Here is a 21031-nt window from a genome sequence, read left to right on the forward strand (position 1 = left end):
TTGACGGACATGGAACACAACGCAGCAGAACACCTTCTCGCGGCCTTCGCGCATTTCTTCCCGAACGCGAAGACCATCGGCTCTTATGTGGGCGGCGAACTGATCGAAGGCGCGGGCGAGCTCATCCAGCTTCACGACGCGGCCACCGGCAAGCCGAGCCTCGCTTATCGCGATGGCGGCACGGCCGTCGTCGAACAGGCCGCCAAGGCCGCCGCGCGTGCGCAAAAGCAATGGTGGGCGCTCACGCACGCCGCGCGCGGCCGGGTGATGTTCGAGATCGCGCGCGAAGTCAGGAAGGAAGCGGAGGCCATCGCGCGGCTGGAATCGCTGGGCTCGGGCAAGCCGATCCGCGATTGCCGCGGCGAAGTGGCGAAGGTCGCCGAGATGTTCGAGTACTACGGCGGCTGGGCCGACAAGTTCTATGGCGACGTCATTCCGGTGCCGACCTCGCATCTCAACTACACGCGTCGCGAGCCGGCCGGCACGGTGCTGCAGATCACGCCCTGGAACGCGCCGGTGTTCACCTGCGGCTGGCAGGTTGCGCCCGCCATCTCGATGGGCAATGCCGTGCTGCTGAAGCCTTCCGAACTCACGCCGTTCACCTCGCTCGTGGTGGGCCTGCTGGCCGAGCGCGGCGGCGCGCCGAAGGGGCTCATCAACGTGCTCGCGGGGCTCGGTCACACGGTGGCGCAGGCGGCGGTCGCCCACAAGGTGGTGAAGAAGGTGGTGTTCGTCGGTTCGCCGGCGACGGGCGCGCGCATCGCGGAAGCCGCGGCGAAGCGAGTGCTGCCGTGCGTGCTGGAACTGGGCGGCAAATCGGCCAACATCATTTTCGCGGACGCCGATCTCAAGCGCGCCGCGCTGACCGCACAGGCCGCGATCTTCGCGGGCGCGGGACAAAGCTGCGTGGCGGGCTCGCGGCTGCTGGTGCAGCGCGCCGTGTATGACGAGTTCGTCGCGATGGTCGCGGCGGGCGCGAAGAAGATCAAGGTAGGCGCACCGCTCGACGACGCCACCGAAGTCGGCCCCATCAACAACCTCAAGCAGTACGAGCACGTGATGTCGATGATCGGCAAGGGCGTCAGCGCGGGCGCGACGCTCGCGGCGGGCACGGTCGAACGTTCGGAGACGGGCTACTTCGTGCCGCCGACGGTGCTGGCCGGCGTCACGAACGACATGGAAGTCGCGCGCATGGAGATCTTCGGACCCGTGGTCGCGGCCATTCCGTTCGATACGGAAGAGGAAGCCGTCGCGATCGCCAACGACACCGAGTTCGGCCTGGCCGGCGCGGTATGGACCCGCGATGTCGGGCGCGCGCATCGCGTGGCGGGACAGGTCGATGCCGGCACCTTTTGGGTCAACGGCTACAAGACCATCAACGTGGCGTCGCCGTTCGGCGGCTACGGGCTCTCGGGGTATGGGCGGTCGAGCGGCGTCGAGGCGCTCTACGAATACACGCAGACCAAGAGCGTATGGGTGGAAACTGCCAGGGACCCGGCCACAACCTTCGGCTATCTGTGACCTTGCCGCCCGCGCCGTGCAAAACGGCACGGGCCAATACGAACGAACGACGTACACGGGAGAAGCGCATGCAAAGCACAATGAGCGCGGACAGCGCACAAGGCAGTGGCCTGAGAACCGCGAAGCTGTTTTTCTATGCGGCGGTGATTCTGCTGATCGCCGAGTTCATTGGTTCGTTCACGTTCAAGATCGGTCCGGGCAAGGTCATCCTGCTGCCGATGATCTGGGCGCTGCTCCTCGGCGCCGCGCTCGGACTCGTCTCCGAACGCTGGAACAGCGAGGCGCGTCTCGACGTGCGCAGCCAGTTCTACGCGGCAGCGATTCTGCAGCCCGCGCTGTTGTTGTTCGTCGCGAAGCTCGGTCTCATGGTAGGCAGCGCGTTGCCGAAGCTCGCGGCGGCCGGCTGGGCGCTGGCGTTTCAGGAACTCGGGCATTTCGTCGGCACGATCCTGCTGGGCCTGCCGCTCGCGCTGCTGCTCGGCATCAAGCGCGAGGCAATCGGCGCGACATTCTCCGTGGGACGTGAGCCGAGCCTGGCCATCATCGGCGAAAAATACGGCATGGATTCCGCCGAAGGGCGCGGCGTGCTCGCCGAATATCTGACGGGCACGGTGTTCGGCGCGGTGTTCATCGCGATCTTCGCGGGCTTCGTCGCCAGCTTGCATATCTTTCATCCGCTCGCGCTCGCCATGGGATCGGGCGTCGGGTCAGGCAGCATGATGGCGGCCGCGTCGGGCGCGATCGCCGCGCAACACGACCCGGAAACGGCCAAGTCGGTGCTGACCTTCGCGGCGGCCAGCAATCTGATTACGACGACCATCGGCACCTATTTCACGCTCTTCATCTCTCTGCCGATGGCGGTCTTCGGCTATCACCTGCTCGAACCGCTGATCGGCCGCAAGACCCGCGCCTCCGACGCAAGTGAGGCCGTCACGGCGGCGCCGCAACTGGGCGACGTGAAGACCGCCGCGCCCGAACTCGGGTATGGCGGCAAGCTGCTCGCGTGGGGCGTGACTGCGGCGATGGCGCTCGTCGCCGACTGGATCACGCACGGCACGACACCGCTGCAAGCCCTGCCGGGCATGGCGATCATGGTGCTGGCGACGATCGTCGGCGACGCCGTCGCGCAGGCCACGGGCCGCAAGATTCCGGCGGTGTGCTGGGTGTCGATCGTCGCGATGTTCCTGACCTCGCCGTGGTGTCCGTGGGGCGCGCAGATCGCGACGCTCAGCGCGCAGAACGACTTCCTCGGCGTGACCACGCCCATGCTGACTTTCGCGGGCCTGTCGATCGCCAAGGACATTCCGGCGTTCAGAAGGCTTGGCTGGCGCATCGTGCTGGTGTCGTTCGTGGCGAACGCGGGAACGTTTCTCGGTGCGGCGCTCGTGGCCCAACTCTTTCATATCTGAGCAGGAAGCCGGGCAGCAACGGATACGGCAGCGGGCAGGGCGGTATAAAATTGAGACGTCTCTTACCGCGCCTCAATGCGCCTGCTGCCATGGACACTCACTCGGGCAAGGAAAGCTCCCGCAAGATCTCGCATCGCATGCTCAACGTGCTCACGGCGCTCGTCGGCCTGGCCACGCTTGCGCTCGGCGTCGCGTGGCTGATCTACACATGGATCGTTCATCTCGAAGTACCGTACTTCGCCATTCCGCTGGTGCTCACCGTGCCGGTCATTGCCGCGGTCGCGTTCCGGAATTGCTGGGAGTAACAAGCGCTGGATCTCGCGTGCACGGTGAGTGCCTGACGCGCGTGCCAACGAAAAAAGCACCGCCACGATGAAGATCGCGGCGGTGCTTTTTTTCGGGAATGTCGTTGGTAGGCTCGATTGGATTCGAACCAACGACCCCCACCATGTCAAGGTGGTGCTCTAACCAACTGAGCTACGAGCCTACAGAAGGCGCGAATTATAGAGGAAGCTTTCGCGTTGTGGGAAGAGTCGCGCAAAAATATTTTCCAGAAACGCGCGGCAGGGAAGCGGACTAACGCGCTTGACCCCGTTCTTTGATCGAGCGCGGCGGCTCGACCCTCCAGCCCATTATTGCGTCATGCAATGTCGCTATTAAATCCATTGCATTGTCAGTATGTGTGCAGGACCGTATCTTCGTCTCCATTCAAGGAGACATTCATGAAGATTGCATTTCTCGGAGCCGGCGCACTGGGTTGCGCGATCGGCTCGGCGCTGACGGAAGGCGGTCACGAGACCTGGCTGGTGGACCGGTTTGCCGCGCACGTCGAGGCCATGTCGCGCGACGGCCTGCAAGTGGACGACGAGCGCGGCACGCGCCGCGTCAAGGTGCGCGCCACGATGAATCCGGCGGAAGTCGGCACGGTCGATGTCGTGATCGTGCTGGTCAAGTCCTTTCACACCGACGCGGCAATGCGCGGCGCGCTCGACCTCGTGGGACCGGAAACGGTCGTGCTGTCCTTGCAGAACGGCCTGGGTCACGAAGACGTGCTCAGCGAGATCGTCGGCCGTGAGCGTGTGCTTGGCGGTAAGACTTATGTCGGCGGCGTGTTGCGGGGGCCGGGCCATATCCAGTCGGGCGTGACCGGGAAGCTCACGATCATCGGCGAACTCGATGGCCAGATCACGAGCCGCGCGCAGGCGATTGCAGAAGCGTTCAGCAGCGCGGGTCTGACGACCTCGGTCAGCGACAACATTTTCGGCACGATGTGGGACAAGCTGCTGATCAACGTGGCGACCGGCGCGATCACGGGCATCACCCGTCTCACGTACGGGCAGCTCTATGACGAGCCCGTTCTGAAAGCGACCTCGCTCGCCGCCATCGAGGAAGCGATGGCCGCCGCCAAGGCCGCCAGCGTCAGGCTCTCCATTGCCAATGCCGAAGACGCCTGGAACATGGCCGCCGAAGGCCTCTCTCCGGCATTCAAGACCTCGATGCTGCAAAGCCTCGAAAAGTCCTCGGTCACCGAAATCGACTTCATCAACGGCGCGGTGGTGCGTTGGGGCGAACGCCTCGGCGTGCCGACGCCGGTGAACTCAACGCTCGTCGCCTGCATCAAGGGCATCGAGCGCGCGATGACGGATGGTCAGAAACAAGGAGCCGCGGAATGAGCGTTCCGAAAGCTTATCTGGAGCACGTCGCCATCTGGGTGAAGGACATTCACTGGCATATCCGCTTCTTCGAGGAAGTCCTCGGTATGACGATGCGCGAAGTCGATGGCACGCGCGAAGCACCACGTCAGTACTGGACCCTGGGCGGTTTGCAGTTCATCAACGAGCCGCGCTTCGAAGGACCTGAAGGCCGCCTCGGTCATCTCGGCGTGATGTGCGAAGACCTCGAAGCGGCGCTTGCTGCAGCACAGGCGTTCGGCGTCACGGAAATGCCGCAAGGACGCAACTGGCTGCGTCTGCCCGACGGACTCGCCGTCGAACTCATTCAGGCGAAACCTGCCGCGTGCGTCGCTCAGGCGCTGGCAATCAATCCCCGCGCGGAGGCGTGAGCATGAGCAAACCGATCATCGAAAAGTACTGGGACGACGCGCAAGAAGGCGACGAATGCGTGAGCCCGACCTACACCGTTACCAAGGCCCGCATCCTGGCCTATGCCGACCTCACGGGCGATCACACGCCGGTGCATGTGGACGAGGACTACGCCAACGCAAGCCATTTCGGTTCGATCGTGGCGCACGGCCTGTTCGGATTGTCGATTGCCGATGGCCTCAAGACGCAGAGCGACTATCGCTTCCTGCCCGGCATGTCGCTCGGCTGGACCTGGGACTTCCTGCTGCCGATCAAGGTCAACGACGTACTGCATGTGAAATTCCGCGTCGGCTCCATGCGGGCGAGCAAGAGCAAGCCGGAGTGGGGCATCGTGGTCCTGCCGTCCGAGCTGATCAATCAGAACGGCGATGTCGTTCAACGCGGCGAGCATCGCCTGATGATTCCGCGTCGTCCGGGAGCGAACTGATGCAAGCCCGTCCTCTCGAAGGTATGCGCGTCGTCGATTACAGCCACTTTCTTGCGGGTCCGTATGTGGGCCGCTGTCTCGCGGCACTCGGTGCAGAAGTCATCAAGGTCGAACGTCCGGGCAGCGGCGATGCAGGACGTCAGCACGCCACCATTCTCGACGACCAGCAAAGCGCCTATTTCCTGCAACTCAACATGGGCAAGCGCGGCGTGAGCGTCAACATGAAGGATCCGCGCGGCAAGGCGTTCATGGAGCGTCTGTGCGATTCGGCGGATGTGTTCATCGAGAACTATCGGCCCGGCGCGCTGGACAAGCTGGGTCTGGGTTATGCCGCGTTGTCCGGGCGCAATCCGGGACTCGTGTATTGCTCGATCTCGGCATACGGACACACCGGGCCGGACGCACATCGTGCGGGCTTTGGCCTGATCGCGGAAGCGAAGAGCGGCATCATGCAGATGATCGGCAATCCTGGTGAGCCGCCGCCGCTCATGCGCATTTCGCTCGGCGACATGTACACCGGCATTCACGCGGTTGCCGCGATCAACGCCGCGCTGCTGGGCCGCGTGAAGAGCGGGCGCGGTCAGCATATCGACATGGCGCTGTACGACACGCTGTTCTCGATGCATGAATACGCGGTCCAGTGCTACACCATGCAGGGCGTGGTGCCGGAGCAGACCGGCCACGACATGCCGACATCGACGCTATACGGCGTGTTCCGCGCCGCTGATGGCGATCTCGTCATTGCCGCCCAGGTCGACGATTCATGGAAACGCTTTGCGGCGATCGTCGAGCAGCACGGCGGCCCCGCGGGCTTTGCGGCCGATACCCGCTTTCACAGCCTGAACGGACGCAACGCGAACCGTGAAGCGGTGCTTGCCGTCGTGAAGCAGTGGGTTGCCGCACGCTCCGTCGCGGAGGTGCTGGCGCTGCTTGACAGCGTGGACGTGCCGTGCGCGAAGGTGCAGCGCATCGACGAAGTCGTGGCCGATCCGCAGATCGTCGCGCGCGGCATGGTGATCGAGCAGGAGCATCCGCGCCTGGGCAAGCTGCGTCTGCCGAACCTGCCGTTCCGCTTCTCCGATTGCGATACCTCCATTCGCGAAGTCGGCCCCGATCTCGGACAGCACAATGCGGAAGTCGCGCAGTCGCTGGGCTTCAGCGCCGCCGAGATCGACGCGATGCAGACCGATGGCGTGCTGTTCTCAAGAGGAGCCGCGTGATGAGCGACTCCTACGCGGTCATCGGCAATCCGATCGGGCATACGAAGAGCCCGCTGATCCACGGGCTCTTCGCGCAAGAGACCAGGCAGGACATGACCTACGTTGCGATCGAAGGTCCGCTTGAACCGAAGCAGGCCTTTGCCGAAACGGTCAGGAACTTCATGGCGTCAGGCGGCAAAGGCATGAACGTCACCGCGCCCTTCAAGCTGCAGGCATTCGCCATGGCCGACGAACGCAGCGAACGGGCGGCGCTCGCAGGCGCAGTGAACGCGATGAAGTTCGAGGACGGGCGGATCATCGCCGAGAACTTCGACGGCGTCGGCCTCGTGCGTGACATCGAAGTCAATCTGCATCAGCCGATGGCAGGCAAGCGCGTGCTGTTGCTCGGCGCAGGCGGAGCAGTGCGCGGCGCGTTGCTGCCGTTCATGGCAGCGCGGCCGGCGCAACTCGTTATTGCCAACCGGCATGTGGAGAAGGCAACGTCACTCGTCGAACAGCTTTCATCAGGCGATTCGTTGACAGCATGCGGCTATGCGGAACTTGAGTCGATGGGTCCGTTCGATCTCGTCGTCAATGCCACGTCCGCAAGCCTGACCGGACAGTTGCCGCCCGTTCCTCCTTCTGTCTTCAGCCCGCACGGCACAGCCTATGAACTCGCCTACGGCAAAGGCCTCACGCCTTTCCTGAAGCTTGCACGCGATGCCGGCGTGCAAGGCATCGCGGATGGCGTCGGCATGCTGGTCGAGCAGGCGGCCGAAGCGTTCGCGTGGTGGCGCGGGGTTCGGCCACAGACGCGCGCGCTCATCGACCGGCTCACGGTCCCGCTCAACTGACGCCTGCGAGGCAGCTTCGAATGCAACCTGAAACGTATCGCTATTGCCGTTACGAAGTGGAAGGGCCGTTGCTCACGCTGACGCTCGATCGGCCCGAAGTGCTCAACGCGCTGCATCCCGATGCTCACCGCGAACTGGCCGATGCCTTCGACCGTTACGCCGCCGATCCCGCCTTGCGCGTGGCGATCGTGACCGGCGCGGGCGAGCGGGCGTTTTGTGTCGGTACGGATCTGAAAGCGCTCGATGCCACCGGAGACCACACGAAGCCGTCGACGGGATTCGCGGGCATCACGCATCGCTTCGACTTGTGGAAGCCGCTGATTGCCGCGGTAAATGGCCTGTGCCTCGGCGGCGGCATGGAAATTCTCGCGGCATGCGACATCGCGGTCGCGTCCGATCATGCGCAATTCGGCTTGCCGGAGCCGCGCGTCGGACTCGCGGCGCTGGGCGGCGGCTTGCTCCAGCGCTTGCCGCGGCAGATCGGCATGAAGGACGCCATGGCGCTGGTGCTGACCGGCAAACGCATTTCCGCCGATGAGGCGAGACGCGTCGGGCTGATCAACGAAGTTGTGCCCGCAGCGCAGTTGATGGCCCGGGCGCGTGCGTTTGCCGACGACATTCTCGCGTGCGCGCCGCTCGCTATCCAGGCATCGAAGCAGGTCATGTTGATGAGCCTCGCACAGGCCAGTCTCGCCTCGACGATGCACGAGGACTATCCGCTCGCGCAACGCATGCTCGCAAGCGATGACGCGCGTGAAGGCCCGAAGGCGTTCGCGGAGAAACGTCCGCCGGACTGGACCGGGCACTGATTCTTCCATCGAACCGCTCGGAGAAGCGGGCCGATACCACTTTCCAGGAGATGCAATTGACACCGCAAGAACACGCAATGAACGGCGACCGCGCCGTTCGCATGGAGCACGCCGACGAAAAGCGGATGGCGAACCGGGCGGCACTCAGCAGCATCGCCGGGTCTGCGCTGGAATGGCTGGATTTTGCGGCTTACGGGGCCATTGCCGCCACCGTGTTGCCGCAACTATTCTTCTCGAAGACCGATCCGACGACCGCAACCCTCGCGGCTTTCGCGACCTTCTCCGTGGGCTTCATCGCCCGTCCGCTCGGAGGGCTGGTCTGCGGTTACTTCGGCGATCGCGTCGGCCGCAGGAACATGCTGGTCTTCACGTTTCTGCTGATGGGTATTTGCTCGTTCCTGATCGGCATACTGCCCACTTATGCATCCATTGGCGTGCTCGCGCCGGTCGCGCTGGTCACGCTGCGCTTCATGCAGGGCTTCGCGCTCGGCGGCGAGGTGACGGGCAGCCAGTTGCTCACGATGGAGCATGCACCGAAGGACCGGCGCGGCTTCTACAGTTCGTTCATCGCCATGGGATCGCCGCTTGCACAGGTGCTGGCCAATGCCGTGCTGTTTGGTGTCGCCGCGCTCGTCACGAATGATCAGTTCCTGCGCTTCGGCTGGCGCATTCCGTTCCTGTTCAGCTTCCTGCTGGTGGCGATCGGCTTGTTCATCCGGATGCGCATCTCCGAGACGCCCGCGTTCGAAGCGGAGATGAAGAAGAAACGGTCGGGCCACGCTCAACCGGCAAGCGGCTTCCTGAAGCACGGCGGGACGATCCTGCGGCTCACCTTCGTCTGGGCGGCCGTCTCCATTGCCTACTTCATTGCAACGGTGTTCATCCTTTCGTATGCCACGACGAAGCTCGGCGTATCGAAGCAAACCGCTTTTGCCATTCTGATCGTCGCGCATCTCTGCTCGATGTTCGCGATGGGCCTCGGCGGCGTCCTGTGCGATCGACTCGGACGCCGTCGCGCCATGCTGGCCGGATCGCGTTCGATGCTGGCTGCGTTCATCGTCTTCTTCCCGCTGATCCTGAGCGGACACATCCTCCTGATGGGCCTGGCCATCGTGTTTCTTCTGTGCGCGGCGCAGTTCCACGCCGGCGTCCAGCCCGCCTATTTCGCCGAGGCCTTTCCGACCGAGTTCCGCTACCGCGGTTCGGCTGTGGCCTACAACCTCGCCGTCGTGATCGGCAGCAGCGCTCCATTCGCCGCGACCCTGATCCAGGCCGAGACCGGCGGCGCGACCTGGCCCATCGTCGCGGTGGGCATCGTGTTCAACCTGATTTCGATGTGGGCGATTCACGCCGGCCCGGAAGGCTGGCAGAAGCGTGCCTGACGCGTCCTGTCCATCGACGCCTTGACCATTCGTTTCAATGGAGAGTGACATGGAAAGAACGCGCATCGCCGTAGCCGGCGCCGGGTATATTGGGCTCGAACATATCCGCGTGTTGCAGGAAAGCGCGGCTTGCATGCTGTCGGCGGTTGTCGATCCGTCCGACGCGGCCCTCGACGTTGCCGTGAAGGCAGGTGTGCCGCGCTATACATCGCTCGACGAGCTCTTCGAGAGGGATCGCCCTGACGGCGTGGTCCTCGCCACGCCAAACAGGCTGCATGCGGAGCATGCACTGACATGCATGCGGGCAGGCGTGCCGATGTTGCTGGAGAAGCCCATCGCGTCCACCGTCGAGGAAGCCGAAGCCCTCGTCGCCGATGCGGACCGCTTCAACGCGACAGTATTGATTGGCCATCATCGCGCGCATAGCCCGATCATGGCGCGCGCGAAGGAAATCATCGACGAAGGACGGCTGGGTGCGCTCGTTACCGTGATGGGCAGCGCGCTGTTTTTCAAGCCGGATCACTATTTCGACGATGCGCCGTGGCGCAAGGAACCGGGTGCAGGCCCGATCCTGCTGAACATGATCCACGAAGTTCATAACCTGCGGATGCTGTGCGGCGACATCGTCGCGGTGCAGGCGTTTTCGTCGAACGCGACGCGCGGCTTCCAGGTCGAGGATACCGTCGCCGTGAACCTGCGTTTCGCGAGCGGCGCGCTGGGCACGTTCCTGCTCTCCGACACGGCTGCCAGCGCGCGCAGCTGGGAACAGACGTCGGAAGAGAACAAGGCCTACCCGTCCTATGCCGATGAAGACTGCTATGTCATTGCCGGCACGTTCGGTTCGTTGTCGATCCCGACGATGCGCCTCAAGACCTATGGCAAAGCGGAAGACCGGTCGTGGTGGAAGCCGTTCGACGTCAGCGTGGCCGCCATGACCCGGGACGATCCGCTCAGGCATCAGATGGAGCACTTCGGGCGCGTCATACGCGGTGAAGCAAAACCGATCGTCACCGCGCGCGACGGCTTGCAAAACCTTCGCGTCACCGATGCGATCGTGAAGGCCGCACAAAGCGGATCCGTCATCGATATCGCGAACACGAACCCACATCAACACCAGGCTGGATGAAACGATGAAAACCTTTCTCATGCTGCATGGCATCAACCACAACATGTTCGGCAAGCGGGATCCCGTTCAATACGGAACGGCGACGCTCGCGGATATCGATGCGCAACTGCACGCGCTCGGCCGAGAGCTGGGCGTTACGGTCGAGAGTTATCAGACGAACAGCGAAGGCGACATGTGTCAGCGGATCCATCGGGCTTTCGTCGATAACGTCGATGGCGTGCTCATCAACGCCGGCGCGTGGACGCACTACAGCTATGGCATCCGCGACGCGCTTGCCATTCTGACCGTGCCCGTGATCGAGATTCACATGTCGAATATCCACGCGCGCGAAGCATTCAGGCACAAGTCGGTGTTTGCCGAAGTGGTGAAAGGGCAGATTTGCGGTTTTGGTATCGAAAGCTATTCGCTTGGACTTCGTGCCGCCGTGTCGGCGGCTGGCTGACACGCCACGGGGTCGCCCTTAATGCCGCAGAGCAGATGAGAAGAAGATGGGGAACGCGTGCATTCACGATAAGAACTCGGAGCCACACGCGCAATGCAATGGTTACAATGAGGGCATTGCGACAGGCAATAGAGCGATGAGCCTTTCCGAACTCCCTGATCTGAAACTGCTGCAATTGTTCGACCTGCTGTATGACGTGCGCAGCGTCACACGGGCGGCGGAACAACTCGGCCAGAGTCAGCCCACGGTGAGCATCTGGCTGGGGCGTCTGCGTGAGCATTTGCAGGACCCGCTGTTCGTCCGCACGCCGGGCGGCATGACGCCGACGCCTCAGGCGGATGCGTTGATCGGACCCTGCAGGGAAATCCTCGAGTCGCTGCGCCGTTTTGCGGCCTGGGAGATTTCCTTCGATCCCGCCACGGCCAAGCGGCGCTTCCGGATCTGCATGACCGACGCCAGTCACATCACGCTGCTTCCGCGTCTGCTGGCACACGTACGTGTCCAGGCCCCGGACATCCGGCTGGAAGCGGCAAGGATCGATGGGAATACGGAACGGGCGCTCGAATCCGGCGAAGCCGATCTCGCAATCGGGCACGTTCCATGGCTAGGCGGCGGCATGTACCAGCAACAGCTGTACATGCAGGACTGGGTATGCCTTGCGAATCCGGACCATCCTCGCGTGCGCGCCCGACTGACGCTCAAGCAATATTGCAACGAAGGGCATGTGATCATCGCGGCCGGCACGGGCGCGCAATTGCTGGAACAAGCGTTGTTGCGCGAAGCGATCGAGCGCGACGTCGTGCTGGAACTGCCGGGCATGCTTGGACTGGGATCGATCGTCAAGTCGACGGATCTTATCGCTACGTTGCCGCGAAATATCGGCGAGACACTGGCGAGAGTGAATGACGTCGCGGTTCATGCGTGTCCCTTTCCGGTGGACAAGTTCGCGGTACGACAACATTGGCACGCGAAATATCATCATGAAGCGGGCAACCGTTGGCTTCGCTCGGTCGTGGCCGAGTTGTTCCTGAGCAGAAGTTAGCCTAAAGCCGGCTATCGACGACCATCCATGGAGAGCATCTGCATGAGCGTTTTCGAAGACGACAAGATCGATTGTCATTGCCACATATTCGATCCGCTGCGCTTTCCCTATCGCGAGGACACGCTTTATCGGCCGGAAGGTCAGGAGATCGGCACGGCAGCGCAGTTCGTGCAGGTGCTCGATGCCTATGGCGTCGGACATGCATTGCTGGTGGGACCGACCAGCGGATATCGCACGGACAACCGCTGTCTTCTCGATGCAATCGCGCGCCATGAAGGACGCTTTCGCGGCATCGCGGTCGTCGAAAACGACATTACGCGGGAGACGCTCGTTTCGCTGAATCGCGCGGGTGTGGCGGGAGTCGCGTTCAATTCGGCGATGGAAGGCGTCGATGCGGTGCTGGGTGCCGGCGCGTTGTTCGGCATGCTCGCGGATCTCGGCATGGTGGCTCAGGTCCAGGTCGTCGAGGATCAAATGGTCGCGCTTCAGCCGTGGCTCGACAAGCAGGGAACCACGCTCGCGATCGATCACTGCGGACGACCCCGCGCAGAAGCGGGAGTCGATCAGCCTGGATTCGACGCGCTGCTTCGTCTTGCCGACAACGGGCGCACGACCGTCAAGCTTTCCGGCTGGCAGAAGTTTTCTCGCGATGCCTATCCCTACGAGGACGCCTGGCGATACGCGCACACATTGCTTCGGGTCTTCGGGCCGCAGCAGTGTGTGTGGGGATCGGACTGGCCATTTCTGAGGGCGCCCGAGCGGCTTGATTACGGGCCGTTGTTGACGCTGTTTGAGAAGATGATTCCGGATGCGCGGATCCGGCGACAGGTTCAGTGGGAAACGCCTCGGCGGCTTTTCGGGTTCTGAGGCTTGGCGGGGGGAAGGTTGCAGCAGCTGAACTCAACCGCGCTTCCTTTAGTTTACATAACACAAATTAGAGGAAATTTTGATGCCGCAGCAAAGTAGAAATGTCGTCGTCTCTTGATTCTGAAACAGCGAACCGACGGCATCGCTGCCGATTCGCTGTCGACTATGCGCTCCTCACTGCCCAGTCAATTGCCACTTGAGGACCGGATGCGTAGCGCCAACCGGCAACGCCCACGCGCCGCCCGAACGCGGTCCCGCAGTCACCCGCGCCCATAAAAAAACGCGCGGCATCCCGAAGAACACCGCGCGCAACCTTGCACCCTTGTGAAACCGCCGCCTTCCCTCAGCGCGGCGCGCCCGTCTCGATCGCGTGGACAAACTGCCTCAACACCCCGCCCGATGCATCCGTCACCGCCCAGAACGTCATCCCGTCGTGATTCCAGCGTGCGAGCGCATAACCATCGTCGGATTGCGTGACGACCGGCGTGAAGTCCTTGTCGGCCGTCTTGCTCTTGCCATCGCCCTTGTGCTCGGGAAACACATATACGTCGATCGGATGCTTCAGATACCGGTACACCACCACCGCCACCGGACGATGATCGATGTAATCCAGCCTGCCGCCGACCAGCGCGAATCCCGGCCCGGCCGGATCGATCACCGGCGGCGCATAGTCGATGCGGCCGTTGAACCATGGCTTCACCGTGTGCTTGTCGCTGGACAGCACGTCGATAGGACGATCCGACATCAGCGCGCGCACGTGGCTCGACACGATCTCCTGCGCCATCGGCGATCCGGTCGCAACGCCTGTCATCAGCGGCAGCGCCTGGAACCACAGCATCGCGCCGAGCACGAGCGCGGAGAGCGTCGCGCCGGCGAACGCGCCGCCGAAGAACGGCCAGGGCGCGGCGAACGCATTGCCGAACCAGCCCCGGCTCGCCCGATGCACGGGCGCACGCTCGTGCTCTGCCTCGAAAGCCTCTTCCCGCACCCGCGCCAGCACCTGCGTGCGCAAATGCACCGGTGCGCGCTGGTACAGCGAACCGTCGGCGAGCCTCGTATCCAGCGAGGCGGTGTCGTTATTTTCCATTTCCCGACTCCTCTGATTGACCTGGTCCGGCACGGCGCACGAGCCGCACGCTCGGCCGGTCTTGCCCACCCTGGGCCGCGCGTACCGCCCCCGCCAGCATCTTGCGGCCGCGCGCGAGCCGCGACATGACCGTGCCGATCGGCACGCCCGTCACGGATGCGACTTCCTTGTAACTCATGTCTTCCAGTTCCCGTAACACCAGCACCTCGCGAAAGGCCACCGGCAGCGCCTCCAGCGCGCGGTGGACCAGGTGGATCTCGTCGCGGCGCACGGCCAGCGTCTCGGGATCGGCGCCCCCTTCCTCCGACCAGCCCGGCAACGCCTCGTCGCCGCCCAGTTCTTCGTCGTAAGGCGTCGCGTCGGCTGTCTGCACCCGTCGACGCCACTCCGTGAACCAGGTATTGCGCACGATCGCCAGCAGCCACGCACGCGCGTTCGCCTCGGCGCCGCCATCGAATCCGCCGAAGAAACGGAAGGCGCGGAGATACGCTTCCTGCACCACGTCGTCGGCATCGCTCGCATTGCCGGACAACCAGCGCGCGAGGTTATAGGCCGCATCCAGATGCGGCATCACGGTCGCCTCGAAACGCGCCCGCATGGCCATCGCCGCCTGCGGGTCCGCGTGCTCGCCGCGTCCGGCCTTGTCCTGTCTCGACCTGCCTTGCCACATCGCGCGGTCTCCTTTCGCTGCCACGTTCGGGAAACTGCCCCAGGCGGCGCGGCCAAATCGCTTCCCGCGCCCTCCCTCACCGTTACGCACGTCGTCCGGGTTTTATTCCCGTCTTCAACCCGCTTCCCCGAAAAATAAAGCGGGAATAACAGCGCATCCACGCCGGTTCGATGGACGGATGCCGCAGCAACGTCCGCTCACCGGGCGCCACGCTCAGGCCTCGTCCCCTGCACCGGGCCGCCAGGGGCACGCGTTTCCCCCAAAGGAAGCGCACCCGACCCCAGGAACCACGACCCACATCGACACCAAGGAACCCGCCATGAAAACGGATACCACTCAGGAACAGCACCAACACGAAGAACTCGACGATCACGGCAAGCGCCGCCGCACCGCTCTGTCGTGCATGGCATGGGCGGGCGCCGGCGTGATCTGGACCGTGAGCGGCGGCGTGCCCGTCTCGCGCCTGATCTCGTCGGCGCAAGCCGCCGAGACGACCAGCGGCTTCAGTTTCGTGCAGATCAGCGACAGCCATATCGGCTTCAACAAGGATCCGAACACCGAGCCGACCAGCACGCTCGATGAAGCCGTGAAACGCGTGAGCGCGATGAAGAAGCGCCCCGCCTTCATGATCCATACCGGCGACATCACGCATCTGTCGAAGCCCGCGCAATTCGATACGGCGACGCAGATCATCGGCGCCGCCGGCATGGACGTGCACTACGTACCCGGCGAGCACGACGTCTTGGTCGAAGACGGCAACCCGTTCTTCGACCGCTTCTCGGCCCAATACGGCCGCGGCAGCAACCGCCACTGGTACAGCTTCGACCAGGGCGGCGTGCATTTCATCGGCTTGACCAACGTGATCGATCTGAAGGGCGGCGGCCTCGGCTTTCTCGGCGATGCGCAACTCACCTGGCTCAAGGCGGATCTGCAGGGCAAGTCGAGCAGCACGCCGATCGTCGTGTTCGCGCACATCCCGCTGTGGGCGCTCTATCCGGAGTGGGGCTGGGGCACCGACGACAGCGCGCAGGCGCTCGCGCTGCTCAAGCGCTTCGGCTCGGTGACCGTGCTGAACGGCCACGTGCATCAGGTCGCACAGAAGGTGGAGGGAGAGATGCGTTTCTATTCGGCGATGTCGACCGCCTTTCCGCAACCCGCGCCCGGCGCGCCGTCGGGACCGGGACCGATGAAGGTGCCGTCGGATCAGTTGCGCAGCATGCTCGGGCTGCGTGAAGTCACCCACGTCGCCGGACGAACCCAGCTCGCGGTCACGGATACGTCGCTCGCGGGGGTGCAGTCATGATCTCCACGACGCTTGCGAACTATGTGTCGCCCTATGTTTCGCCGGCCACGCTCCGGCCGCTCGCCGGCAAGTTCCTGCGCAAGGCGGCCTTCGCGCTGGTCGTAAAGGGCGTGATCGGCATGGTGCCTACAGCCTGTGCAGCGGAACCGGCACAGACGCCGATGCCCGCGCCCGCGCAACAGGTAGCGATAGCCGCCGCGCCGACCATTTCCATCGACAACTTCGCGTTCAGTCAGCCGAGCATCACGGTGCCGGTCGGGACCACGGTCACCTGGGTGAATCACGACGACATGCTGCATACCGTCGCGGACGAGGGCAAGACCTTCAAGTCGGATCCGCTCGACAGCGGTGAGCACTTCTCGCACGTGTTCGACAAGCCCGGCATCTACAAGTACTTCTGCTCGCTGCATCCGCACATGACCGGGACGGTCGTCGTGCAATGAGCGCCGATGCGAAGGCGTGCCTGTTCAGCCGCGCGCCTTCGCGATCGCGCTCAGGTTGCCCTCGCCGAAACCGTGATGGCCGCGCCGCTCGACGATCTCGAAGAACATGTCGCCGGGCCGGCGCTCGGCGAAGGTCTGCAGGAACAGCTGCGGCGTGCCGTCGGCGAGGATCTCGCCATCGACGAGAATGCCGCGCGAACGCAACGCCTCGATGTCGAGGCCATGGCCGGGCAGACGTTCGTCGATCTCGTCGTAATAGCGCGGCGGCGGCTGGAGGAAACGTACGCCGCGAGCGAGCAGGCTGTCGACGGAAGCGAAGATGTCCGCCGATGCCAGCGCGATATGCTGCACGCCCTCGCCTTCGTGGTCCGGCAGGTACTGCTGCATCAGGTCCGTGCGATACGTGCCTTCCTCATACACCGGAATGCGGATCGAACCGCACGGCGACACGATCACGGCCGAGTCCTGCGAGACGTGCCAGTCCGGATGCACCTGATGGATCTCCGCGAAGTGCAGCACTTCGCGATAGAAGTCGAGCCATTCCTGAATGCGCCCCGCGCCGACCGTCTGGGTGAAGTGATCGACGTCGAGCAGGCCGGTGTTGTCCGCGGCGGGGCTTGCATCGGGAATGGGCCGGAAGTCGATGTCGTAGATGGAACTCTCGCCGCTGTTCTTGCCCGGCCAGTGGTCCACGAAGTAGATATGTGAGTCGCCGATCCCCTGGATGGCCGGAATGGCCAGTTCGTTCGGGCCGATCTTCTCGCCCTCGAAGTCCCACGCGCCGTATTCCAGCGCGCGCTCGTGCGCGACCTGCGCATCCAGCACGCGAATACCGATGGCGGCAATGCCCACGCCGTGCGATTCCGCGAAGCGCGAGGCGAACGAATCCGGTTCGGCGTTCAGCAGGAAGTTCATGCTGCCCTGGCGAAACAGCGTCACCGCCTTGCTGACATGCCGCGCCACGGGCACGAAGCCGAGCCGGCCGAACAGCGCGGCGAGCCCTTCCGGATCAGGGCTCGAGAACTCGACGAACTCCAGCCCCGCAATGCCGAGCGGATTGTCGTCCGGACGGGATTCGGACGTCGCGCGGGCGGGATAGACGGAGTCGGGCTGTGTCATCGGCATTACCTCAAAATTGTACGATCTGGTTCACGGACGCAAAGCTACCACGACCGGCCGCCTCCGCGCGACCCGGCAATGTCGCCGCCGGGCCGGAATGCTTGCGCCTAGAGTAGCGGCAGCGGGTTCGCCGTGTCAAAGCCGGAGCCGCCCGACGCGCTCCGGCCCTGCCCGGCTGTCAGCCGTCCTTGCTGTCCGTCGTCTTCAGGCGGCGAGACGCTGTGCGCTCATCGACGGGCGCCGTGTTTGCGGCGGGAACACGTTCCAGGTGCCGTCGTCGTGACGGAAGAAGATGATCGCGAGCGGGCCGCCCGGATGCTGCGCCTCGATGCACACGTAGCGCGCGCCGGTCGCCTGCGAACGGCACAGGCGCACGACCCGTGCCGGATGCGCGGAAGTCGGTGCGAGCCACTTGTCGACGGCCCAGTGCAGCGAGTTGGCGGCGGTTTGCATGACGGTCTCCTCGGGTTCAAGGTTCAGCATTCGGCGCGTCGAGCGCCAATCAGGCGGCGAGCGCCCCATTCATGCGGCGGATGCGGCGGGCGGCGATATAGGCACGGCACAGTCCGCTCACGGCGCGGACCGCAGCACGCGGATGCGCAAGGCAGGCCTGCACCTGGCGGCTGCGCGCGCGGCCGTCGAGGCACCACGTGACGAAGTGCTCGCAGTTGTTGGTCAGCAGTTGATAGCGGTCTTCGCCGATGCGGCTGCGCGCGCGGCGCACCGCCTCCATGCCGACGAAGGTGGCGGCCGGGTTCTGACGGACCGTGACTTCGTGACCGGCTGCGAACTGTTCGATGGTCACTTCCTCGACCGGCCCGCGATGCAGCGACTTGGCGAAGCCTGCGTAGTGAATGACCATGCCGTTGCCGACATAGATGCCGTGGTGGTCGTAGCCGGAACGGCGTGTGACGAGTTCGGTGCCCAGAGCGGGTTCGTCTGCCGGCGCGAAGGCTTGCGCCTGATTCACTTCGATTTGTTCTTGGGTTGACATGGCTGGCTCCGAGGCTGTTCGGCTTGGCGTCATGTGTTTGTGTGGCGCCGGGTTGCCAGCTCTTTTGCATCTTCCTTGCCAGTGTTTCTATGTCATTGATTTTTATATTTTTACGCTAGTTTTACTCCACGTGACGGTCAGCGGCTGTAGGATCGAGACCAACAGTTCTCGGGCGTGTCTGTCGGGTCTGTCGCGTCATTTGCTCGCCTGCTTCGTAACGCGCTCTGGAGCGTATCGAGCGTGCGTCAGACAAGGTGTTGGCGAGATACAGTCGAGTCCGCGCACGGTGTCGGCGCCGTGCCGACTGTTCGCCTGAGTTTGCGAAGCAGAAGTTATCAGGGACCCAGCCGCTCACGCCCGCCCGTTATGGCGACCCATTTTTTGACCGGGTTGAGCGCGCATTCCGGCACGGCCTTTGCATTGATCTCGCGCGTCCCTTCAGGCCATTCCGGAGAACTGCCATGGGCATCCTCACCATCACCGATCTCGCCTACGACAAGGAACTCGATCAGGCGGCGATGTCGGCCATCAGCGGCGGCGGCGGTGCTCCCTGGGTCTACGGCTGGATCACGCCGTTTGTGGATCGGGGATCGGGCGGCGGCGGCGGAGTGGGTGGCGCGACCGTGAATGTCTTCGATGTCACGAACAACATCTACGAGGTGACGAACAACGTCACCAACAACACCACCAACGTCGGCCAGATGGTCAACCAGTTCCAGAGCACCACCGTCAGCAACACGGGCAACGGGGCCACGCTGACGGTCAATCCCGACTCGGTCGCCGGGAATCGCGCGGGCTGAGCGGTGCACATCCGCCGTTCGCTGCGGCGCATGTTGGGAGACAATGACCGCGATCGTCCGCAGTCCCCGCCCGCCGCCGCGCCACCCGGAATCCCGGAGGTTGCCATGACCTTCCCCAGCGAGTTTCGATGGACTTCCGCCGCCCGCAGCGACACCGGCTGCGTGCGGCAGATCAACGAGGACGCCCTGCTCGATGCCCCCGCGCGCGGCGTGTGGGCCGTCGCCGACGGCATGGGCGGCCATGCGGTCGGCGATCTCGCGAGCCGCATGGTCATCGAGAGCCTGACGAAGGTAAAAGGCGCAAGCGGCCTGACGGGCGTCCTGGCCGATGCACGCGCGAGGCTTCTGCGCGTGAACGAACAACTGCGTGCGGAGGCGGCACGCCGACAGGTCTCGCGCATCGGCAGTACGGTGGTCTTGCTGATCGCACGCGAGCGCGCCTGCGGCTACCTGTGGGCCGGCGACAGCCGGATCTATCTGCTGCGGCGGGGCAATCTCGTGCAGCTGACGCGCGACCACAGCCATGTGGAGGAACTGAAGGCACGCGGGCAGCTGACGGCCGAGGAAGCGCTGCACCATCCGGCGCAGCATCTGATCACGCGCGCGGTGGGCGCGCTGGACGTGCTGGAGCCCGACGAGAACACACTCGAACTGCGCGACGGCGACACCTTCCTGCTATGCAGCGATGGTCTGTCGAACGAAGTGAGCGAAGCGGAGATGGCGAGCGAGCTCGCTCCCGGCGATTGCGATATGGCGGCGCAAAGGCTGCTCGAGATTGCGTTGTCACGCGGCGGGCGCGACAACATCTCCGTGGTGGTCGCGCATGCCGAGGATCTGATGGCGTCGGACAAGACGCAGGTGAATCCGGGGGTGTGACGAGGGTCAGGTATGGCGATTCTGCTGGGTCAGCATGTAGGCGCGCAGCAGCCGATTGATGCGTGTCTGATAACCCTTTCCCTGCTGACGAAACCATTCGAGCACATCCGCATCGAGCCTCATCGTGACCGCCTGCTTGGGTGGAACGTGCAGTTCCGCCTGCTCGAAGAACGCATCGTCAAGTTTCGGGATGTCCGAATAATCGATGTCGGCATCGGTCATCCGGGCCAGGCGCTTCCAGTCAGTTCCCGACTTCTTGCTCATATCGTTTTGCCTCGTGTTTATCTGCCCGGCGCGCCGAGATGATGCGGATCACATCCGCGTATCTCTCGACATACACCACAACGCCCACCAATTGCTTGATCCAGCCCACCGCGATCCAGCGCTCCTCTCCGTATGCTTCCCGTTTGTCGAGCCTGGTCAGGACCGGGTGATTGAATACATCAACGGCATCTCGAAAATCGATTCCATGCTTCCGAATGTTGATTTGATTTTTTGCGTTATCCCATTCGAAATGCACACGCCACCTGTACTTACGTTTGTATGTACATTTTGCCCG

The 21031-nt window shown here is 63.8% G+C and carries 25 protein-coding genes and 1 tRNA gene; 18 read left to right on the forward strand and 8 right to left on the reverse strand.

Annotated elements, in window-relative coordinates; all coding sequences use genetic code 11:
• Positions 1–9 precede the first annotated feature (9 nt).
• From QCE83_RS31245 to QCE83_RS31255, 3 genes are all read left to right on the forward strand, one after another.
• Positions 10–1521, forward strand: coding sequence for an aldehyde dehydrogenase family protein (locus QCE83_RS31245; RefSeq protein ID WP_309820214.1), 1512 nt, complete (start codon positions 10–12; stop codon positions 1519–1521).
• Between the two features lie 68 nt (positions 1522–1589).
• A complete protein-coding gene (locus QCE83_RS31250) occupies positions 1590–2930 on the forward strand; it encodes a DUF3100 domain-containing protein (RefSeq protein ID WP_309820218.1) in 1341 nt (446 codons plus the stop codon).
• A gap of 89 nt (positions 2931–3019) precedes the next feature.
• Complete coding sequence (locus QCE83_RS31255; protein WP_309820220.1) at positions 3020–3235, forward strand: hypothetical protein; 216 nt, start codon at positions 3020–3022, stop codon at positions 3233–3235.
• Positions 3236–3340: 105 nt separating this feature from the next.
• Here the strand turns inward: QCE83_RS31255 and QCE83_RS31260 are convergent.
• Positions 3341–3417 (reverse strand) — tRNA-Val (locus tag QCE83_RS31260).
• Between the two features lie 235 nt (positions 3418–3652).
• On the opposite strand from QCE83_RS31260, the gene QCE83_RS31265 reads away from it, so the two are divergent.
• The 11 genes from QCE83_RS31265 (at position 3653) to QCE83_RS31315 (ending at position 13180) form a co-directional block, all read left to right on the forward strand.
• On the forward strand, positions 3653–4603 hold the full coding sequence (locus QCE83_RS31265) for a 2-dehydropantoate 2-reductase (protein WP_309820222.1): 951 nt from the start codon (positions 3653–3655) through the stop codon (positions 4601–4603).
• Positions 4600–4992 carry a VOC family protein gene (locus QCE83_RS31270; RefSeq protein WP_309820224.1) on the forward strand — a complete coding sequence of 131 codons (393 nt, stop codon included), beginning with the start codon at positions 4600–4602 and terminating at the stop codon, positions 4990–4992. The genes QCE83_RS31265 and QCE83_RS31270 overlap by 4 nt, the downstream gene beginning before the upstream one ends.
• Positions 4993–4994: 2 nt before the next feature.
• Positions 4995–5459, forward strand: coding sequence for a MaoC family dehydratase (locus QCE83_RS31275; RefSeq protein ID WP_309820226.1), 465 nt, complete (start codon positions 4995–4997; stop codon positions 5457–5459).
• Entirely contained in the window at positions 5459–6679 is a 1221-nt protein-coding gene (locus QCE83_RS31280; protein ID WP_309820228.1) for a CoA transferase, read from the forward strand. The genes QCE83_RS31275 and QCE83_RS31280 overlap by 1 nt, the downstream gene beginning before the upstream one ends.
• On the forward strand, positions 6679–7512 hold the full coding sequence (gene aroE / locus QCE83_RS31285) for a shikimate dehydrogenase (RefSeq protein ID WP_309820230.1): 834 nt from the start codon (positions 6679–6681) through the stop codon (positions 7510–7512). The genes QCE83_RS31280 and aroE overlap by 1 nt, the downstream gene beginning before the upstream one ends.
• A gap of 20 nt (positions 7513–7532) precedes the next feature.
• On the forward strand, positions 7533–8321 hold the full coding sequence (locus tag QCE83_RS31290) for an enoyl-CoA hydratase-related protein (protein WP_309820232.1): 789 nt from the start codon (positions 7533–7535) through the stop codon (positions 8319–8321).
• Between the two features lie 56 nt (positions 8322–8377).
• Entirely contained in the window at positions 8378–9703 is a 1326-nt protein-coding gene (locus tag QCE83_RS31295) for an MFS transporter (RefSeq protein ID WP_309820234.1), read from the forward strand.
• 49 nt (positions 9704–9752) lie between these two features.
• A complete protein-coding gene (locus QCE83_RS31300) occupies positions 9753–10829 on the forward strand; it encodes a Gfo/Idh/MocA family oxidoreductase (protein ID WP_309820237.1) in 1077 nt (358 codons plus the stop codon).
• A gap of 4 nt (positions 10830–10833) precedes the next feature.
• The gene (aroQ, locus tag QCE83_RS31305; protein ID WP_309820238.1) at positions 10834–11271 is read left to right on the forward strand and encodes a type II 3-dehydroquinate dehydratase; all 438 of its coding nucleotides are present in this window, start codon (positions 10834–10836) and stop codon (positions 11269–11271) included.
• A 136-nt stretch (positions 11272–11407) separates the two neighbouring features.
• Positions 11408–12313, forward strand: a complete 906-nt coding sequence (locus QCE83_RS31310; protein ID WP_309821191.1) for a LysR family transcriptional regulator — start codon at positions 11408–11410, stop codon at positions 12311–12313.
• 42 nt (positions 12314–12355) lie between these two features.
• The gene (locus QCE83_RS31315; protein ID WP_309820239.1) at positions 12356–13180 is read left to right on the forward strand and encodes an amidohydrolase family protein; all 825 of its coding nucleotides are present in this window, start codon (positions 12356–12358) and stop codon (positions 13178–13180) included.
• Positions 13181–13523: 343 nt separating this feature from the next.
• On the opposite strand, the gene QCE83_RS31320 is transcribed toward QCE83_RS31315, so the two are convergent.
• Both QCE83_RS31320 and QCE83_RS31325 read right to left on the reverse strand, forming a co-directional pair.
• The gene (locus tag QCE83_RS31320; protein WP_309820241.1) at positions 13524–14267 is read right to left on the reverse strand and encodes an anti-sigma factor; all 744 of its coding nucleotides are present in this window, start codon (positions 14265–14267) and stop codon (positions 13524–13526) included.
• Positions 14257–14937 (reverse strand): RNA polymerase sigma factor, encoded by a 681-nt coding sequence (locus tag QCE83_RS31325; protein WP_309820243.1) that lies wholly within the window; start codon positions 14935–14937, stop codon positions 14257–14259. Before QCE83_RS31325 ends, QCE83_RS31320 begins: the two co-directional genes overlap by 11 nt.
• 319 nt (positions 14938–15256) lie before the next feature.
• Between QCE83_RS31325 and QCE83_RS31330 the strand changes: the two genes are divergently transcribed.
• Both QCE83_RS31330 and QCE83_RS31335 read left to right on the forward strand, forming a co-directional pair.
• On the forward strand, positions 15257–16240 hold the full coding sequence (locus QCE83_RS31330; RefSeq protein ID WP_309820244.1) for a metallophosphoesterase: 984 nt from the start codon (positions 15257–15259) through the stop codon (positions 16238–16240).
• On the forward strand, positions 16237–16683 hold the full coding sequence (locus QCE83_RS31335) for a cupredoxin family copper-binding protein (protein WP_309820249.1): 447 nt from the start codon (positions 16237–16239) through the stop codon (positions 16681–16683). Before QCE83_RS31330 ends, QCE83_RS31335 begins: the two co-directional genes overlap by 4 nt.
• A gap of 24 nt (positions 16684–16707) precedes the next feature.
• On the opposite strand, the gene QCE83_RS31340 is transcribed toward QCE83_RS31335, so the two are convergent.
• The 3 genes from QCE83_RS31340 to QCE83_RS31350 all read right to left on the reverse strand — a co-directional run bounded on the left by QCE83_RS31340 (position 16708) and on the right by QCE83_RS31350 (position 18796).
• Positions 16708–17802: a VOC family protein gene (locus QCE83_RS31340; protein ID WP_309820251.1), complete on the reverse strand. Its 1095-nt coding sequence runs from the start codon at positions 17800–17802 to the stop codon at positions 16708–16710.
• Positions 17803–18006: 204 nt separating this feature from the next.
• Positions 18007–18255, reverse strand: a complete 249-nt coding sequence (locus QCE83_RS31345) for a hypothetical protein (RefSeq protein WP_309820253.1) — start codon at positions 18253–18255, stop codon at positions 18007–18009.
• 49 nt (positions 18256–18304) lie between these two features.
• A complete protein-coding gene (locus QCE83_RS31350) occupies positions 18305–18796 on the reverse strand; it encodes a lecithin retinol acyltransferase family protein (protein ID WP_309820255.1) in 492 nt (163 codons plus the stop codon).
• A 461-nt stretch (positions 18797–19257) separates the two neighbouring features.
• On the opposite strand from QCE83_RS31350, the gene QCE83_RS31355 reads away from it, so the two are divergent.
• Together QCE83_RS31355 and QCE83_RS31360 are read left to right on the forward strand one after the other, a co-directional pair.
• On the forward strand, positions 19258–19596 hold the full coding sequence (locus tag QCE83_RS31355) for a hypothetical protein (protein WP_309820257.1): 339 nt from the start codon (positions 19258–19260) through the stop codon (positions 19594–19596).
• Positions 19597–19701: 105 nt separating this feature from the next.
• Positions 19702–20472 (forward strand): protein phosphatase 2C domain-containing protein, encoded by a 771-nt coding sequence (locus QCE83_RS31360; RefSeq protein ID WP_309820260.1) that lies wholly within the window; start codon positions 19702–19704, stop codon positions 20470–20472.
• A gap of 6 nt (positions 20473–20478) precedes the next feature.
• Here QCE83_RS31360 and QCE83_RS31365 read toward each other — a convergent pair whose 3' ends face one another.
• The gene (locus QCE83_RS31365; RefSeq protein ID WP_309820262.1) at positions 20479–20736 is read right to left on the reverse strand and encodes a BrnA antitoxin family protein; all 258 of its coding nucleotides are present in this window, start codon (positions 20734–20736) and stop codon (positions 20479–20481) included.
• Positions 20714–20992: a BrnT family toxin gene (locus QCE83_RS31370; protein WP_309820265.1), complete on the reverse strand. Its 279-nt coding sequence runs from the start codon at positions 20990–20992 to the stop codon at positions 20714–20716. Before QCE83_RS31370 ends, QCE83_RS31365 begins: the two co-directional genes overlap by 23 nt.
• Positions 20993–21031 lie beyond the last annotated feature (39 nt).

This window comes from Caballeronia sp. LZ034LL (assembly GCF_031451215.1).
In the GTDB taxonomy this organism is placed as follows: domain Bacteria; phylum Pseudomonadota; class Gammaproteobacteria; order Burkholderiales; family Burkholderiaceae; genus Caballeronia.